This is a genomic window from Suttonella indologenes (genome assembly GCF_900460215.1).
GTDB classification, from domain to species: domain Bacteria; phylum Pseudomonadota; class Gammaproteobacteria; order Cardiobacteriales; family Cardiobacteriaceae; genus Suttonella; species Suttonella indologenes.
Genome location: NZ_UHIA01000004.1, coordinates 1,522,564 through 1,537,631 on the forward strand (window position 1 = coordinate 1,522,564; position 15,068 = coordinate 1,537,631).

The 15,068-nt window shown below is 51.6% G+C and carries 19 protein-coding genes; 6 read left to right on the forward strand and 13 right to left on the reverse strand.

Annotation, left to right across the window (positions count from 1 at the left end; genetic code table 11):
• Positions 1-2 precede the first annotated feature (2 nt).
• The 9 genes from mraY to DYC63_RS11480 form a co-directional block, all read right to left on the reverse strand.
• Positions 3-1,085: a phospho-N-acetylmuramoyl-pentapeptide-transferase gene (mraY, locus tag DYC63_RS11440; protein WP_115219329.1), complete on the reverse strand. Its 1,083-nt coding sequence runs from the start codon at positions 1,083-1,085 to the stop codon at positions 3-5.
• Positions 1,086-1,089: 4 nt separating this feature from the next.
• Positions 1,090-2,412 carry a UDP-N-acetylmuramoyl-tripeptide--D-alanyl-D-alanine ligase gene (locus tag DYC63_RS11445; protein ID WP_115219330.1) on the reverse strand — a complete coding sequence of 441 codons (1,323 nt, stop codon included), beginning with the start codon at positions 2,410-2,412 and terminating at the stop codon, positions 1,090-1,092.
• Entirely contained in the window at positions 2,409-3,848 is a 1,440-nt protein-coding gene (locus DYC63_RS11450; RefSeq protein WP_115219331.1) for a UDP-N-acetylmuramoyl-L-alanyl-D-glutamate--2,6-diaminopimelate ligase, read from the reverse strand. Before DYC63_RS11450 ends, DYC63_RS11445 begins: the two co-directional genes overlap by 4 nt.
• A complete protein-coding gene (locus DYC63_RS11455) occupies positions 3,835-5,703 on the reverse strand; it encodes a peptidoglycan D,D-transpeptidase FtsI family protein (protein WP_115219332.1) in 1,869 nt (622 codons plus the stop codon). Before DYC63_RS11455 ends, DYC63_RS11450 begins: the two co-directional genes overlap by 14 nt.
• 2 nt (positions 5,704-5,705) lie before the next feature.
• Complete coding sequence (gene ftsL, locus DYC63_RS11460) at positions 5,706-5,972, reverse strand: cell division protein FtsL (RefSeq protein ID WP_115219333.1); 267 nt, start codon at positions 5,970-5,972, stop codon at positions 5,706-5,708.
• Positions 5,969-6,895, reverse strand: a complete 927-nt coding sequence (gene rsmH / locus DYC63_RS11465) for a 16S rRNA (cytosine(1402)-N(4))-methyltransferase RsmH (RefSeq protein ID WP_115219334.1) — start codon at positions 6,893-6,895, stop codon at positions 5,969-5,971. The genes ftsL and rsmH overlap by 4 nt, the downstream gene beginning before the upstream one ends.
• The gene (gene mraZ / locus DYC63_RS11470; RefSeq protein ID WP_115219335.1) at positions 6,892-7,347 is read right to left on the reverse strand and encodes a division/cell wall cluster transcriptional repressor MraZ; all 456 of its coding nucleotides are present in this window, start codon (positions 7,345-7,347) and stop codon (positions 6,892-6,894) included. Before mraZ ends, rsmH begins: the two co-directional genes overlap by 4 nt.
• Positions 7,348-7,646: 299 nt before the next feature.
• Positions 7,647-7,931 carry an RnfH family protein gene (locus DYC63_RS11475; protein WP_115219336.1) on the reverse strand — a complete coding sequence of 95 codons (285 nt, stop codon included), beginning with the start codon at positions 7,929-7,931 and terminating at the stop codon, positions 7,647-7,649.
• Positions 7,912-8,352 (reverse strand): type II toxin-antitoxin system RatA family toxin, encoded by a 441-nt coding sequence (locus DYC63_RS11480; protein WP_245888185.1) that lies wholly within the window; start codon positions 8,350-8,352, stop codon positions 7,912-7,914. The genes DYC63_RS11475 and DYC63_RS11480 overlap by 20 nt, the downstream gene beginning before the upstream one ends.
• Positions 8,353-8,410: 58 nt before the next feature.
• Here DYC63_RS11480 and smpB point away from each other — a divergent pair, with 58 nt between their 5' ends.
• From smpB to DYC63_RS11495, 3 genes are read left to right on the forward strand one after another with little or no spacing between them, the layout of a single operon-like run.
• Positions 8,411-8,881 carry an SsrA-binding protein SmpB gene (smpB, locus tag DYC63_RS11485; RefSeq protein WP_115219338.1) on the forward strand — a complete coding sequence of 157 codons (471 nt, stop codon included), beginning with the start codon at positions 8,411-8,413 and terminating at the stop codon, positions 8,879-8,881.
• Positions 8,882-8,891: 10 nt separating this feature from the next.
• Positions 8,892-9,620, forward strand: coding sequence for an MBL fold metallo-hydrolase (locus DYC63_RS11490; RefSeq protein WP_115219339.1), 729 nt, complete (start codon positions 8,892-8,894; stop codon positions 9,618-9,620).
• Positions 9,604-9,882, forward strand: coding sequence for a GNAT family N-acetyltransferase (locus DYC63_RS11495; protein WP_218564621.1), 279 nt, complete (start codon positions 9,604-9,606; stop codon positions 9,880-9,882). The genes DYC63_RS11490 and DYC63_RS11495 overlap by 17 nt, the downstream gene beginning before the upstream one ends.
• 41 nt (positions 9,883-9,923) lie before the next feature.
• On the opposite strand, the gene DYC63_RS11500 is transcribed toward DYC63_RS11495, so the two are convergent.
• Positions 9,924-10,157 (reverse strand): hypothetical protein, encoded by a 234-nt coding sequence (locus DYC63_RS11500; RefSeq protein ID WP_115219341.1) that lies wholly within the window; start codon positions 10,155-10,157, stop codon positions 9,924-9,926.
• A 111-nt stretch (positions 10,158-10,268) separates the two neighbouring features.
• Here DYC63_RS11500 and DYC63_RS11505 point away from each other — a divergent pair, with 111 nt between their 5' ends.
• Complete coding sequence (locus tag DYC63_RS11505) at positions 10,269-10,931, forward strand: heme exporter protein CcmB (RefSeq protein WP_115219342.1); 663 nt, start codon at positions 10,269-10,271, stop codon at positions 10,929-10,931.
• Here DYC63_RS11505 and DYC63_RS11510 read toward each other — a convergent pair whose 3' ends face one another.
• Positions 10,932-11,834 (reverse strand): LpxL/LpxP family acyltransferase, encoded by a 903-nt coding sequence (locus DYC63_RS11510; RefSeq protein ID WP_245888188.1) that lies wholly within the window; start codon positions 11,832-11,834, stop codon positions 10,932-10,934.
• Between the two features lie 28 nt (positions 11,835-11,862).
• Between DYC63_RS11510 and DYC63_RS11515 the strand changes: the two genes are divergently transcribed.
• Positions 11,863-12,453, forward strand: a complete 591-nt coding sequence (locus DYC63_RS11515) for a Maf family protein (RefSeq protein ID WP_115219343.1) — start codon at positions 11,863-11,865, stop codon at positions 12,451-12,453.
• On the opposite strand, the gene sppA is transcribed toward DYC63_RS11515, so the two are convergent.
• Positions 12,397-13,341 (reverse strand): signal peptide peptidase SppA, encoded by a 945-nt coding sequence (gene sppA, locus DYC63_RS11520; protein WP_115219344.1) that lies wholly within the window; start codon positions 13,339-13,341, stop codon positions 12,397-12,399. The two genes, DYC63_RS11515 and sppA, sit on opposite strands and share 57 nt — an antisense overlap.
• Entirely contained in the window at positions 13,341-14,276 is a 936-nt protein-coding gene (locus tag DYC63_RS11525) for an RluA family pseudouridine synthase (protein ID WP_115219345.1), read from the reverse strand. Before DYC63_RS11525 ends, sppA begins: the two co-directional genes overlap by 1 nt.
• Before the next feature lie 109 nt (positions 14,277-14,385).
• Here DYC63_RS11525 and DYC63_RS11530 point away from each other — a divergent pair, with 109 nt between their 5' ends.
• Entirely contained in the window at positions 14,386-14,883 is a 498-nt protein-coding gene (locus tag DYC63_RS11530; protein WP_172459504.1) for a c-type cytochrome, read from the forward strand.
• Positions 14,884-15,068: the final 185 nt, after the last annotated feature.

The following is a 15,068-nucleotide window of genomic DNA, read 5'->3' on the forward strand; positions in this document are numbered from 1 at the left end:
CATTAGCGGAACTTCAAAGTTGATAAACCGATTAAGACCAAAATCACCGTAATAATCCAAAAGCGAATCACCACGCGCGACTCCGGCCAACCCTTCAATTCAAAATGATGGTGCAAAGGCGCCATGCGGAATACGCGTTTTTTCGTGCGCTTATACACCGAGACCTGAATGATGACCGACAAGGCTTCCGCCACAAATATGCCGCTCATCACGGCAAACACCAATTCTTGACGCACAATCACGGCGACCACGCCCAAAGCCGCGCCCAAAGCCAAAGAGCCGACATCGCCCATAAAGACTTGCGCAGGATGGGCGTTGTACCATAAAAAGCCCAAGCCGCCGCCGGCAATCGCCGCGCAAAATACCGCCGCCTCGCCGGCGCCGGGAATGGCGGGAATATGCAGATAATTGGCAAAAGCCGGACTGCCCGATAAATAAGCGAAGACGCATAAAGCCGCCGCCACCAATACCACCGGCATAATCGCCAAGCCGTCCAATCCGTCGGTCAGATTGACGGCATTACTCGAGCCCGTCAGCACGAAATAGACAAAAGGCACAAACAGCCAACCCATCTGCCATTCCACATTTTTAAAAAAGGGCACTATCAAAGCCGTTTCAATCGGGCGTTTCGCCAGCCAAAACAAACACAGCGCGGTGAGCAGGGCTGCCGCCGATAAAAACAGATATTTTTCTTTCACACTCAACCCCTTGCTATTTTTCTTTTTCACTTTGCGGTAATCGTCCAACCAGCCTACCGCACCAAAACTGATCAGCACAAACAAGGTAATCCAAGTATAAGCCACCCGCAAATCCGCCCACAGCAACATCGAAACCGCAATCGAGAAAATAACCAAGGCGCCGCCCATGGTCGGCACGCCGCTTTTCTTCAAATGCGTCTGCGGCCCGTCATCACGCACAAACTGCCCCATCTGCATTTTTTTCAGCCACACAATCATCTTGCCGCCTAAAAAGATGGAGAGCAGAAGTGTCGTCAGCGCACCCAAAATAATCCGCGAAGTCAAATAAGTAAATGCATTAAAAGGCGTAAAATAATTATTCAGCCATTCGGCGAGTGCGTAAAGCATAATATTATCCTTTTCTATAGTCTTCTAACTGCGCCGCCGCAAACAAACGCTCCATTTGCGCACTGCGCGAGCCTTTTACCAATACCGTCAGCGCTTCTTCTTCCGCCAAAGCCGTCCTAAACGCCGCCGCCAATGCCTCCAGCGAAGAAAAATCCTGCGCGCCGTAAGCCGGCGCATTCAAGCTCCAAAAACGCGCAACCCCTTTGGCGCGCGCATATTCCGCCACCTCACGATGCAAAGCCTCGCTGTCTGCACCCAGTTCGCCCATCGCGCCGGCAATCACCAAGGCATTGGGCGCGGCGGCAATCACATCAATCCCCGCTTGGAAAGAAGCGGGATTGGCATTATAGCTGTCGTCATAAATCACATGCCGTCCGAAACGAAAGGCGCTTAAACGCGATTGCTGCAAGACCAAGCCGTTCAGCGCCTGCGCCATATCGCTCAGCGATAAGCCCGCCAAATATGCCGCCGCACAAGCCGCCAAAGCATTCGCCACATTGTGCCGACCGCGCAATTGCCATGCGATTTCCGCCGTCTCGCCCGCAACAGAAAGGCTAAAACGGCTGCCGTCAGGTGCGACAAAAGGCGCGATAATATCGCCATCCCCTGTTAATGAAAAGGTTTTTATGCGTCTGTCGGCAAATGCCTGCCGCCATTGCGCCGCCCAAGGCAAAGCCGCATTGACGACCAAAGCCGCCTCACTGTAGCGGTATATTTCGCTTTTGGCCTCCGCCACGCCCTCCAGAGAGCCGAAGCCCTGCAAATGCGCCGCCGCCACATTGGTAATCAAGGCGATATCGGGACGGGCAATCTCAACCAATCGGCGGATTTCGCCGATATGATTCGCCCCCATTTCAATCACGGCAAAATCTTCGTCGCCTTGCAGGCGCAATAAAGTCAGCGGTACGCCGATGTCATTGTTCAAATTGCCCAAGGTCGCCAAGGTTTTTCCCCGCTGCGCCAAAATGCGCGCCAGCATTTCTTTGGTGCTGGTTTTGCCGTTGCTGCCCGTCAGGGCAATAAAGGTCGCCCGACTGCGCGCGCGCCGTGCCGCCGCCAAGTCTTTCAGGGCTTGCAAACTGTCTTTGACCACGATTTGCGGTATATCGATTGGACGCGCTTCTTGCACGATTGCCGCTGCCGCGCCTGCTGTTGCCGCCGCCGCCAAGAAATCTTCTCCCGTAAAATTGGCGCCGCGCAAAGCCACAAACACATCGCTCGCCTGTAAGCTGCGCGTATCCGTCGACACCGCTTGACACAGCCAGTCGCTATTGCCTATCAGGCTGCCGCCGGTAATGGCGCAGACTTCGGCGCTGCTCAATATCATTTTGTTTTCCATGCCCTAATCACCGCCCGATCGGAATATTCATATACGCTTGTGCCGATAATTTGATAGTTTTCATGCCCTTTGCCGGCAATCAGCAAGGTATCGCCTGCCTGCAACTGCTCCAATGCCGCCCTAATCGCCGCCTCGCGCGGCTGTATGATTTGCACTTTTTCTGGTGCCTCAAAACCCTGCATGATATCGGCGATAATCGCCTGCGGGTCTTCGCTGCGCGGATTGTCGTCGGTAACGATAACCGTATCGGCAAAACGCTCTGCCGCTGCCGCCATCAAAGGACGTTTGCCGGCATCGCGGTCGCCGCCGCAGCCGAAAATAAGCGATAATTTACCCTGCACATGCGGACGAATGCCTTGCAGCACGCTTTCAATCGCACCGGCGGTATGCGCATAATCGACAATCGCCGCCCTGCCTTCGCCCAAATCGATTTTTTCCACCCGCCCCGGTACGCCCTGCAAACGCGCCAATACCACTGCCGTCTGTGCCAAATCCTGACCGCCGCTGAGCAGGCAGGCAGCGACATTGAGTAAATTCGCCACATTAAAACGTGCCAGCAGACGGCTTTGCACCGCTTGGCTCTGTCCTTTGTAATGTAGGGTAAATGCCAGACCCTCGGCATTGAGCCGCACGTCCTGCGCGCTTAATTGATGATGGGCGGCGGACAAAGGTCTGCCTTCGGCGCTGAGCGACCAAATCTCCGCCTGCGGATGAATGTGCCCTTCTTCTATCAGACGCCGTCCGTAAGCATCATCGGTATTAATCAGGGCATGACGAATCGGGCGCGCGAACAATTGTGCTTTTGCCAGAAAATAGTCTTCCATATCCTGATGATAATCCAGATGATCGCGGCTTAAATTGCTAAATACCGCCGTATCGAAGCGCACCGCCGCCACCCTGCCCTGCACCAAGGCATGAGAAGAGACTTCCATTGCCGTGCATTGCCGCCCTTCGTCGGCGAACTGCCGCAATAATTGCTGCACGCGCAAGGCATCCGGCGTGGTATGCGAAGCCTTTTGCAATGCCGCCAAATGACCGTAACCAATCGTGCCGATCATCGCCGCATCCAAAGCCTGCGCCAGAAAATGCACTAAAGAAGATTTGCCGTCCGTTCCCGTCACGCCGATAAGGCGCATTTGTCGGGAAGGATAATCATAAAAAGCATCCGCCAAGACGCCGATTTTCTGCGCCAAATCCGGCACCGCAATCGCATGAAGCGGCGGATTGTCATAGGGCGGTTCATAGAAAATGCCCGCGCAATCTTGCGCAGGCCGATAATAATCCAGGGCATGTCCATGCACGCCGCGCGCCGCCAGCCACCATGTGCGTTTATCCAATTGGCGGTTATCATTGCTAATCGCCTGCACATCCGCTTCTTGCGCACAGTCTTGCCCGATAGCGGCTAAAAATTTACTCAGTTTCAAAGGCGGATACCCCCGCTAAATCATTGTCTTCAAATACGGCTTTATCCACCGTCAATTCAACCTCGCTGCTCTTGCCGATGTTATCCGGCAACACGCCTAATAATTTGAGCGAACTTTCCGCAATTTTGGCAAAAGAAGGTGCAGCGACCAAGCCGCCGTAATATTCGCCCTGCGGCTCGTCCACCACAATCACCAAGGCGATGCGCGGATTTTTAGCCGGCGCCAGCCCCGCAAACAAAGCGCGGTATTTATCTTTCATATAACCACCTCTGCCGACTTTATGCGAGGTGCCGGTTTTGCCGGCCGAGGTATAGCTTTCCATTGCCGCACGCGTGCCCGTGCCGCCCTTTTCCACCACGGTCTGCATCATCGCCAGCACCTGCTGCGCCACTTCCGGCTTGATGACTTGTACCCCTGCTTCCGCCGTATTGCGCTTGGTTAAAGTCAGCGGTACTTTCACGCCGTTATTGCCTATCGTCGCGTAAGCATGGGCGATTTGCAGGGCGGTGGTGGAAATACCGTAGCCGAAAAAGGTCGTGGCATAGCTGAAATCGCCTAATTTTTGATTTGCCGGCAAATAGCCGCGCTGCTCGCCGGGGAAATTCAAACCCGACAATTGTCCGAATCCCATATTACCCAAGAAATCGAAATACTGTCCGCGCGGCAATTTTTGACTCATGATTGCCATGCCTACATTCGAGGATTTGCGAATCACGCCCGTGGTATCTAATGAACCGTAATTGTGGACATCACGCACCCTATTTGCGCCGATGCGCATCGTACCGCTGGAAAATTGCGTTTTGGCACTAATCACACCGGCCTGCATCGCCGCCGCCACCGCAATCGGCTTAATTGTCGAACCCGGCTCAAACACATCTGTAATCACATGATTTTTCATCAATTCGGGAATACGTTCGGCAGGATTATTCGGATTGCCGTCCGGCAAAGAAACCATGCCCAAAATCTCGCCGCTCTGCACGTCTACCATGACCGCCGAAGCCGATAAAGCACGATAACTTTCCATCACGCCCAATAATTCACGCCGCATCAAATACTGAATCCGCTTATCGATCGAGAGTTGCAAATTCTGCCCTTGCGCCGTGGCAACCTCTTCGCGCACCACGCTCAAAGGATTGCGTCTGGCATTGATCAAGACCAGCATTTTGCCTTTCTGTCCCGACAGCCAATCGTCGTATTGCCGCTCGATGCCTTCCTGCCCTCTATCCTCTACATCCGTGAAGCCGACAATCTGCCCCGTCAATTCGCCGTCAGGATAAAAACGCTGAAAACTGTCCTCCTTACTAATCCCCGGCAAAGCCAATGCCATGACCGCCTCGCTTTGCGCAGGCGGCACCTGCCGCTTGAGATAATAAAAACCGCGTGCAGAACGCTCTTCCACGCGGTTAATCAAATCCACCACATCCATCGCCAACACATCCGCCAAAGGCTGCAAACGCGTTCTGCGATAACGCAATTCGCGTAATTCCTCGCTGAAATTGCTATCCAAAACGCTCGGACATTGCGCATCGCTCTGTGCATTCTCGCGGCATTGCGTCAATAAACGCTGAAAATCACCCTTCAAAGTGCTCATCATCTGTCTGGGATTGGCGACAATCGAACTCACGGGCGAACTCACCGCCAAAGGCTCACCTTCGCGGTCTAAAATAATGCCGCGCAAAGCACTCTCGTACACTGCGCGCACGGTCCGCTTATCCGCCGATTTAATCAATTCCGTGCTTTGAACGGTCTGCAAATATACCTGCTTAGCGGCAATTCCCAAGGTCGCTAAAGCCAAAATGCCTAAGACAAAGCTTAGGCGGCGGTTTTTTCCATATTGTCTTGCCTTAATACTCATGGCTATTGCAAATACACCACTTGTTTGGCCTGCGGCATATGCAGATTCAAACCATTGGCAATCGCCTGCTCCACCATATGGTCATTGGCCAAAGTTTTTTGCTCCAGCAATAATTGCGTCCAATCGGCATTGAGCTGATTGCGGGTATTTTTCAACTGCTGAACCTCAGCCACTAAAGAATTATGTTCCTGCGCGAAAACCGCCGTACGCACGCCGTTGATTGCCACGCCGCACAATAATCCTGCAAAAATCAATGCCAACCATTTCATAATTTTACCGCCTTCCTTAAGCGTGCACTTCTACATCTCGGATTTGCCGCCACATCCTTTGCCGACGGCTTAATCACAGGGTTAACCAAGGCTAAAACCTGATTGACCCGCCCTCTATCGCTCGGTATTTCCGCCGGCAAAGCCTCGCCTTCCTGCGCACGAATAAAGCGTTTGACCAACGCATCCTCGCCGCCGTGAAAACTGATAACCGCCAGCACACCGCCGCTTGTCAATAAATTCACCGCAGCATCCAATCCGCGCTGAATCTCGCCCAATTCGTCATTGACCGCCATGCGCAGCGCCTGAAAAGTCTGCGTGGCAGGGTGGAAATTAGGACGATAAAACTTTTTCGGCATCGCTGCCGCTACTACTTCCGCCAATTGCGTCGTCGTCTGCAAACGCTCGCGAACTGCAAAAACCGCCTTGGCAATTCTTTTCGCTACCGTATGCGGCTCGCCGCCCAAATCGCGAATAATGCGTGCCAATGCCGCCTCATCATGCGAAAACAGCCAATCGCGCGCTGACATGCCGCTTTCCTGATCCATGCGCATATCCAAAGGTCCTTCTTTATTAAAAGAAAAACCGCGCATCGCCTCGTCTAATTGCGGCGAAGACACGCCTAAATCAAACAAAACGCCATGCAAACAGCCTGTCCGCCAGCCTTGCTCGGCGGAAAAAGCCTCGCCAATATTCCCGAAAGGCGTTTTGGCAAAATAAAACCTCGGATCGCTAATGGAAGCCGCTTCCGCCGCCGCCTGCGCATCTCTATCCACAGCGTACAAACGCCCATGCTCATTAAGCTGCGCCAATATCGCGCGACTATGTCCGCCGCGTCCGAAGGTCGCGTCCAAATACCAGCCGTCGGGACGAATCTCAAGCGCTGACAGCGATTCCTGCAGCAAAACCGAAATATGTGCACTCATATAGACAATGCCCCGATTTCTTCCCCGAAATCAAATCCTTCGGCAGAAAGGGCTTCGATACCCGCCAAATTGATTTGCTCCCAAGCTTCTTGATTCCACAGCTCTAATTTATTGCCCATACCAGTCAGCACCACTTTCTTATCCAAATTGGCATATTTGCGCAGCATCGGCGGAATCAAAATCCGCCCCGTGCTGTCTAATTCGCAATCGCTGGCATGACCCAGATAAAGACGCTTGATAAAGCGTGCGCGTGGTTCGACGCTGGACAATCTTTCCAATTTGCTCGAGGCTTTTTGCCATTCGCTCGTAGTATAAATCAGCAAATTCTTATCTAAATCAGCCGTTAAGGTCACCAAACCTTCACTTTCTTCCTCCAAAATCGCACGCAGCTTCGCCGGCACTGAAAGGCGCCCTTTTGTGTCTAAGGATAATTCATAGATACCGCGAAACATGATTTTGGTCTTTTTTGGTCTTACGTTGCACTTTTTCCCACATTATAGACAGCTCTCTTTTTTTTGCAATGCAGCCTAAACTTAGCCTTTCTCTGATTGTGGATAAGTCGCCTTTATTGTGGATAAAAAGCCCGATTTCTACCTAAAAACCTTATTTTTCCATCTTTGGTGCAAGATTGTGGGATGATTTATTTCGAGCATAAAAACAGCGACTTAACGTCGCTGCACTAATTTTTTTCCGCTATTTTTTGTCAAGAAAAAAATTTTTTCGTTTTTTTTGCACTTATCCACAAGCGCCGCTATTTTTTTCGCGCTCTTTGCCGGCGCATTTCTTTAGGATCGCAAAGCAAAGGACGGTAAATCTCCACCCGATCGCCCGCCCGCAAAGGCGTATCCAAAGCACAGGCATTGCTAAAAATACCGACCTCTATATTGCTTAAATCCAAATGCGGAAAAAAGCGCACAATCCCCGAACGTTCCACCGCCTGATGCGCCGTAATTCCTTCATAAACCTGCAAGGCAATGATTTTTTGCTTAGCCGCTTCGCCGTAGGCAACTTCTATATTAATCAGCACTTTGTCCATATACCTGCGCCGCCCTTTCTGCAAAAGCTCCCACCATCGTATTCGCCATATACTCCATCACGCCGCCTAAAATCGGGGCTAGGAAAAACGGCACCTCAAAATTCATTTCATAGCGCACTTCGCAGCCGCCTTGCTCTTGCGGCAGAAACTCCCAGCGTCCTGACAAATGTTTAAACGGTCCTTCCACCAAAGCAATATTCATCCATTGCGGATATTGATAGCGATTGCGCGTAGTAAAGGATTTGCGTAAACCGCCTTTTTCCACAATCAAAGTACCGATGATTTCCGTCTCATCGCGCTTCACTAATCTTGCCGCCGCACACCAAGGCAGAAATTGCGGATACTGCTCCACATCGGCAACCAAGTCGAACATCTGCTGTGCAGAAAAAGGTAATTTTTTAGATTTTCGGATTTGTGGCACAATAGCTTCCCTCATATCAACAGCGGCATTGTAACCCCTGCCCAAGCAAATCGATACCATGAAAAAGAAAAAAACTCAGGACAATAACATTGTCACCAATCGCAAAGCCTTTCACGACTATTTTTTAGAAGAGCATTTTGAAGCGGGAATCGCCTTAGAAGGCTGGGAAGTCAAAGCCTTGCGTGCCGGGCGCGTACAAATCAAAGAAAGCCATATCCTGATTAAAAACGGCGAAGTCTTTTTATTCGCCGCCTTTATCAATCCCCTGCCGTCGGCATCCACGCACGTCTTCCCCGATCCGCAGCGCACGCGCAAACTGCTCTTGCACAAACATCAAATCGCCAAATTAATCGGCGCGGCACAACGCGACGGCTACACCCTCGCCCCCATCAATCTGTATTGGAAAAACGGCTTTGTCAAAGTCGATGTCGCCATCGCCAAAGGCAAAAAAGAATTCGATAAACGCCAAGTCAATAAAGAACGCGACTGGCAGCGCGAAAAAGCCCGCGTTATGAAAAATCATCAATAGGAGCAAACTCATGGCACATGAAATCATTCAACTGATTACCGAAGACCACGATAATTTCATCCACATCATCGCCGATCATGTGCATAAAGAAGCCATGGTCGTCGATCCCGCTTGGGATGCGGAAGGCATCAAAGAAGTGCTGGCGGAAGAAGGTTTGCAACTTGTCGGCATCTTACTTACGCACAGCCACCATGACCATGTCAATGCCGTCATGGATTTATATGACGAAGCCGTCAGCCTTTTCATCAATGCCAAAGAATATCCGCTATGGAAAGACTGCCCCGAAGACGCCATTTTGCTCAGTGAGGGCGATGAAATCCAATTCGCAGATAGCACGATTTCCGTCATCGACACGCCCGGACACACCGCAGGCGGCACCTGCTACCGTATCGGTGACGACCTCATCACCGGCGACACCCTCTTTGTTTACGGCTGCGGACGCGCCGATCTGACAGGCGGCGATGCTGCCGCTCTATTCCACAGCCTGCAAAAACTAAAACAACTTCCCGCCCATACGCGCATTTGGGTCGGACACGACTACGGCATCGCGCAGGAATCCACCCTCGGCGAACAATTTGCCGGCAATCCTTTCCTCATGATAGATGATGAAGCCGATTTTATCCGCTACCGCAATCAATTAGCGGCTAAAACACGCAGCATGCCCTACGGTCCTATCAGCCGCAGCGCGCTGCAAGCAGTCCTACACAACACAGGAGAAGATGATGATTCAACAAAATGAAAACGGTTTTTCCTACCTCAAAGGCGCCGATATCTTAGGCGAAATTACCTTCGTCCCCTTGGCATCGGAGCAGCAAATCATCGCTGATCATACCTACGTCAGCCCTGCCGCCCGCGGACAAGGCATTGCCAAGCAATTGCTCGACGCACTTGCCGCCTACGCCCGCGAAAACCAAGTCAAAATTGTGCCGCAATGCAGCTATGTGCAAAGCATGTTCGACCGCCATGCGGAAAAATACCGCGACGTAATAGCCGGTAATTGAGCATGAAAAAACCGCCTTACGGCGGTTTTTAACGTGGCGTTTTATTTACCTATATAATTTTGCTGTCCGGAAGCTAAACGTTTATCAGTCGGTACACTATATTTTTGCAGCGTGGAAATCAAATGCAGATAATTGCCTGTCGTTGCTTCTCTTAATATTAAACTGCTGTCTTCTTTAGTTAATCCGCTGCGCTTTGCCGCCTGCAACCACAGCTTAATCATTAAAGTGCCATGACGTTGCAATACATCATCGATGTCCCAACTTGCTTTTTTCATCTACAATAGCCTCACAAAAGCCGTATATTGAAGTACTTTACACTAATTTTATGCGGTATTATATTTAAGAAAAACCAATCTGCAAGCAATTAACATAAAATTTATTTAAACATGCTTATTTTATTCATTCGTCGCGAACTAATTGCCAATTGGCGCAATCCGCAAAGTATTATCCAACCTCTCGTTTTCTTTGCTCTGACCCTCTGCCTCTTTCCCATATCTCTGGGTGCGGATAATCAGGCACTGCAAAATAGCGCCCCTGCCGCGCTATGGCTCGCTCTCTTGCTTGCCACCCTGCTCGGTGCGGAACAACTCTTGCGCAGCGATTTTAACGACGGCACCCTTTCCCAAGACCGCATCCATCTCGAGGACTTATGGCTGAGCATTGCCGCCAAAATCATCGCCACATGGCTGCGCTTTATTTTACCGCTCTTGCTCTGCCTGCCGCTCTTTGCCTTTATGCTCCATATTCCGCTTGGCGTGTTGCCGCAACTGACGGTGCTATTGATGCTGGGCAGTCTTTGTCTTCTGCTTACCGGCACAATCGGCGCGACGCTGACGCTTGGCGAATCGCACAACAGCTTTTTGCTCTTTCTTATCGTTGTGCCTTTTTACATTCCCACCCTAATTATAGGCGTGCAAGCCACGCATGACGTGCTGCTCGGCTTTTCCGGCACCGGACAAATGGCATTGCTCGGCGCCCTCATGCTTTTTTCCCTGCTCATCGCCCTGCCTTTCAGCAGTATGGCAATCAAAGCGCAGGCATTGCCCTGACTAATACCAAGGCTTCTCGCCCTCGGGGCGCGTTTTAAAACGGCGGTGCAGCCAAAAATACTGCTCAGGATATTGGCGGATTTCCACCTCATAAGCGGCATTGACCGCCGTCATTACTTCTGTATCGCTCTGCCCCTCATATTGAGGAATTTCCGCCCCCACGCGCACCACATACTCGCGCCCCTCACGCCAAATAAACACCGGAATCCACGCTGCCGCCGTACGCTGCGATAATTTCGGCAAAATATTTACCGAACAAGCCTCAATCCCGAAAAAAGGCGCGAACACGCCGGTGCGGATACCCATATCCTGATCCAGGGCATACCATAAATTGCCGCCGGACTGCAAAATCCTCAGCACCGCGCGCATATCCTTGAAATGCACCAATTCCGTTGCCGAACGTCCGCGCTGATACTTAATCCATTCATGAAAAAAAGGATTGCTTAAGGGGCGATACATGCCCGCCGAATCCACATAGATGCCCAGCAAACGCACGCCCAATTCCATCAGCGTAGTATGCAGTCCCACTAAAACCACCGGTTGCTGCTTATCCATCACTTTCGCCAATGCCGCCGCATCGCCCTCAATCTGCGAAATCTTGCGCAAACGCGCCTCCGACCAAAACCAGCCCATGCCCGTTTCAATCATACCCTGCCCGACGCTCTCGGCATATTGACGCAAAGCTCTTTGCAAGTCCTGCTCCGAGCGCTGCGGAAATACGCGGCGCAAATTCACTTCCGTGATATGGCGGCGGCTTTTCGCCAGGGCAAACATCAGGCGTCCAATCCAAGCACCAAGCGCCATACGCGCCCGCCAAGGCAATTGCACCGCCAACCACAGCAAGCCCAGCAAAAACCAGTAAGCGATAAATTTCAGATGGCGAATTGCCTTCAAATCCTGCACACTATGTCCTTTTTACGAGCAAAATATTATGGAAATCATCTTAGCCTCAACCTCGCCCTTTCGCAAAGCCATATTGGAGAACCTCAGGCTGCGCTTTAGCGCCCAAAGCCCGAATATCGACGAAAGCCCCCTGCCGCATGAAAGCCCTCAGGCTCTGGTCGAACGCCTTGCGCGCAGCAAAGCCCGAGCCGTCGATGCGTCTAAAGAAGCCTTCGTTATCGGCAGCGATCAAGTCGCTACCATCGACGGCGACATACTCGGCAAACCGCACAACATCACCAATGCCATCGCGCAACTCTCGCGCTTTTCAGGGCGGGAAGTGCAATTTTTTACCGGACTCTGCCTGCGCCGAGGCGATATCCTGCATTCTCTTGTCGAACCTTTCAGCGTCCAATTCCGCGAACTCAGCCCCGCAGAAATCCGCATCTATGTCGAACGCGAGCTGCCGCTCAACAGCGCCGGCAGCTTTAAATCGGAAGGCTTGGGCATTTTGCTGTTCTCGCGCCTCATCGGACGCGATCCCAATGCCCTCATCGGCTTGCCGCTCATCGCCCTGCAAGAGCTATTTGCGCAATATCGCCTCAACCTGCTCACCGACGCCCCCTATCTGGCGCAATGAAGCCTTGCTCTGCATTGCCGTATGGCGCAGCACTTCCTCCCACATCGAACGCGCAGCGGTGTAATCGACCACCTCTGCGTTCTTAAATTCGGACTTCAGCACCACCGTCATATCGTCTAAAGCATCGACCAAACCTAAAGCCAACGCCTGCTCGCCCGACCAAAACAAACCGCTGAACAAATCAGGATTATCCTGCAAACGCTCGCCGCGTCCTGTCTTAACCGCCGTAATGAACTGCTGGTGCAAATTATCCAGCAAGCCCTGCATATGCGCCAATTCCTGTGGATCTTCGGGTTTGGCGCCATTGAGGAAATCCTTGTGTTCGCCCGCCTTATAAGTACGGTTTTGCAAACCCAATTTATCCAGCAAATCGCCGTAGCCCATGCCCTGCGAAATCACGCCGATCGAGCCCACCACGCTGGAAGGATCGGCATAAATCTTATCTGCCGCCGCCGCCACATAATAAGCTCCGGAAGCCCCCATATCATTGATAAAGGCATAGGTGGGAACCTTATGCTCTTGCTTTAAGCGCATAATCTCGCGATAAATCTTGCCCGATTGCACCGGCGAACCACCGGGCGAATTGATGTCGACAAACACCGCTTTCACCCCTTTTGCGGCAAAAGCCTTGCCCAAAGCCTGATTCACATCCTCGGCATTGGCGTAATCATCGGCGCTGATTACGCCGTTTACGCGCACCATCGCTACAAAATCGCCCTTCGGCAAAGTCTCTCTTTTAAAACCACGGGTAGCAATCGCCGCCACATACAGCAGCACCAATAAAATCATCACAATGCGAAAAGCAATCTTCCAACGGCGGCGCGCGCGCATCTCCTTAATCGCCTCATGCGCCACTGCTGCCAAAGCACGTTCTTCATCTAAAGTCATTAAAAATTCCCCTTATCTAACAATTGCTGATGCGCATCAGGCAAAGGCGCCTGCACGCAAATCTCATCGCCCTCATAGGCAAACTGAATTTCCTTAGCATGCAAAAACATGCCGTGAAAACCCGCCTTGCGCAAACGACGGTTAAAGGCATCGTCGCCGTATTTACCGTCGCCGCCGATACCGTGTCCCTTGCTCTGCACCGAGACGCGAATCTGATGCGTACGCCCCGTATCCAAAACAGCCTCAAGCAAAGTCGCTTCTTTAAAATCGCGCAAAATGCAGAAATACGTCCGCGCCCATTGTCCCTCGCCTCTGCTCAGCACCATGCGCTCGCCGCCCTGCAACATTGCTTTTTCCAAACGAATGCGTACCTCTTTAATTTGCGGATTCCATTTACCGCTGACCAAAGCCCAATAACGCTTCTTGACCTCGCCGGAATGCATCGCCGCCTGAAAACCCGCCAAAGCGGCACGGTTTTTTCCCAGTACTAAAACGCCGGAAGTATCGCGGTCAAGACGATGTGCCAATTCCGCATAACCCTCGCCCCAAATCGCGCGCACCGCATCAATCAAGCCGTACTGCTGCTTGCTGCCCGCATGCACCGCGATACCGGCAGGCTTATTCAAAATCAGAAAATGCGCATCTTCATAAATCACCGCCTGCCGAATCCGCTCCAGCCAAAACGGCGGCACCGTCGTCAAAGCGCGCTGCGCATCAATAATCGGCGGCATCCGCAACTCATCGCCGGCAGTCAGCCTATCGGTAGGCTTGACGCGTTTTTTATTCAAACGCACTTCGCCCTTGCGCAGCATCTGATAAATCCGATTCTTGGGCAAACTCGGATAACGCTTGCGGATAAAATTATCTATCCGTTGCCCCTCGTCGCCACTCTCCACCTTAATAAAATGCACGCTTTCAACATCAAGTTTATTCAAAAACAACTCCTTAAAAAACACCTCACAGCAATTGCCGCTTTTCCTGCAAACTATGCTAAAATTTCGTCCGCATTATAAAAAAGTAATTCTACCTTTTTTGGAGTTCATCATGGCAAAAATCGAAACCATACCGCCTTACGCAAAAGCAATCATGTGGGTTGCAGGCATCTTCATGCCCCTCTTCCTGATTCTTCCCTTCTTCTTCTATGGCGGCACCGACATCACCGGGCACACCCTAGACAAAACCGAACTGCAAGCAGGCAACCTTGCTCCCTTCGGCAAACTTACATTATCCAGCGATATTCCTGTCGAAGCTGTTGCTGCCGTACTTGACGTGCAAGCCACTTACGACAAAGTCTGCGCCGCATGTCATGCCACCGGCATTTCAGGCGCCCCCGTTCAAGGCAACCAAGCCGCATGGCAAGCCAAAATTGACGAACGTGGCAGTGTAGAAGCGCTTGCTGAACAAGGCATTAAAGGCATCAACGCTATGCCGGCAAAAGGCGGCGCGGCAATCAGCGACGAAGACTTCAAAAAAATGGTCTCCTTCATGCTCATCAAAGCCGACATCGACACCGGCAGCCTGCCTGTCGCGGAAGCACAATAAATTCATCTCATGCCCCGCAAGGGGCATTTTTTATAGCAATATATCTACTTTATTCTTCGCTGAAAAACATCTTAAATGCAGGCGATACCACCCCTGCCTGAGACAAATATAAATTTTAGCAATTACTAGAACCTTAGGACACCGCAGCTGCAGCTACGCGATTTTTCAATTTCATACTTCACGTC

Excerpts from the sequence above, each read along its gene's own strand:
- mraY (WP_115219329.1), bottom strand. The coding sequence starts at position 1,085 with ATGCTTTACGCACTCGCCGAATGGCTGAATAATTATTTTACGCCTTTT.
- DYC63_RS11445 (WP_115219330.1), bottom strand. The coding sequence starts at position 2,412 with ATGATATTGAGCAGCGCCGAAGTCTGCGCCATTACCGGCGGCAGCCTG.
- DYC63_RS11455 (WP_115219332.1), bottom strand. The coding sequence starts at position 5,703 with ATGAGTATTAAGGCAAGACAATATGGAAAAAACCGCCGCCTAAGCTTT.
- ftsL (WP_115219333.1), bottom strand. The coding sequence starts at position 5,972 with ATGAAATGGTTGGCATTGATTTTTGCAGGATTATTGTGCGGCGTGGCA.
- rsmH (WP_115219334.1), bottom strand. The coding sequence starts at position 6,895 with ATGAGTGCACATATTTCGGTTTTGCTGCAGGAATCGCTGTCAGCGCTT.
- mraZ (WP_115219335.1), bottom strand. The coding sequence starts at position 7,347 with ATGTTTCGCGGTATCTATGAATTATCCTTAGACACAAAAGGGCGCCTT.
- DYC63_RS11475 (WP_115219336.1), bottom strand. The coding sequence starts at position 7,931 with ATGGACAAAGTGCTGATTAATATAGAAGTTGCCTACGGCGAAGCGGCT.
- smpB (WP_115219338.1), top strand. The coding sequence starts at position 8,411 with ATGAAAAAGAAAAAAACTCAGGACAATAACATTGTCACCAATCGCAAA.
- DYC63_RS11490 (WP_115219339.1), top strand. The coding sequence starts at position 8,892 with ATGGCACATGAAATCATTCAACTGATTACCGAAGACCACGATAATTTC.
- DYC63_RS11495 (WP_218564621.1), top strand. The coding sequence starts at position 9,604 with ATGATTCAACAAAATGAAAACGGTTTTTCCTACCTCAAAGGCGCCGAT.
- DYC63_RS11500 (WP_115219341.1), bottom strand. The coding sequence starts at position 10,157 with ATGAAAAAAGCAAGTTGGGACATCGATGATGTATTGCAACGTCATGGC.
- DYC63_RS11505 (WP_115219342.1), top strand. The coding sequence starts at position 10,269 with ATGCTTATTTTATTCATTCGTCGCGAACTAATTGCCAATTGGCGCAAT.
- DYC63_RS11515 (WP_115219343.1), top strand. The coding sequence starts at position 11,863 with ATGGAAATCATCTTAGCCTCAACCTCGCCCTTTCGCAAAGCCATATTG.
- sppA (WP_115219344.1), bottom strand. The coding sequence starts at position 13,341 with ATGACTTTAGATGAAGAACGTGCTTTGGCAGCAGTGGCGCATGAGGCG.
- DYC63_RS11530 (WP_172459504.1), top strand. The coding sequence starts at position 14,386 with ATGGCAAAAATCGAAACCATACCGCCTTACGCAAAAGCAATCATGTGG.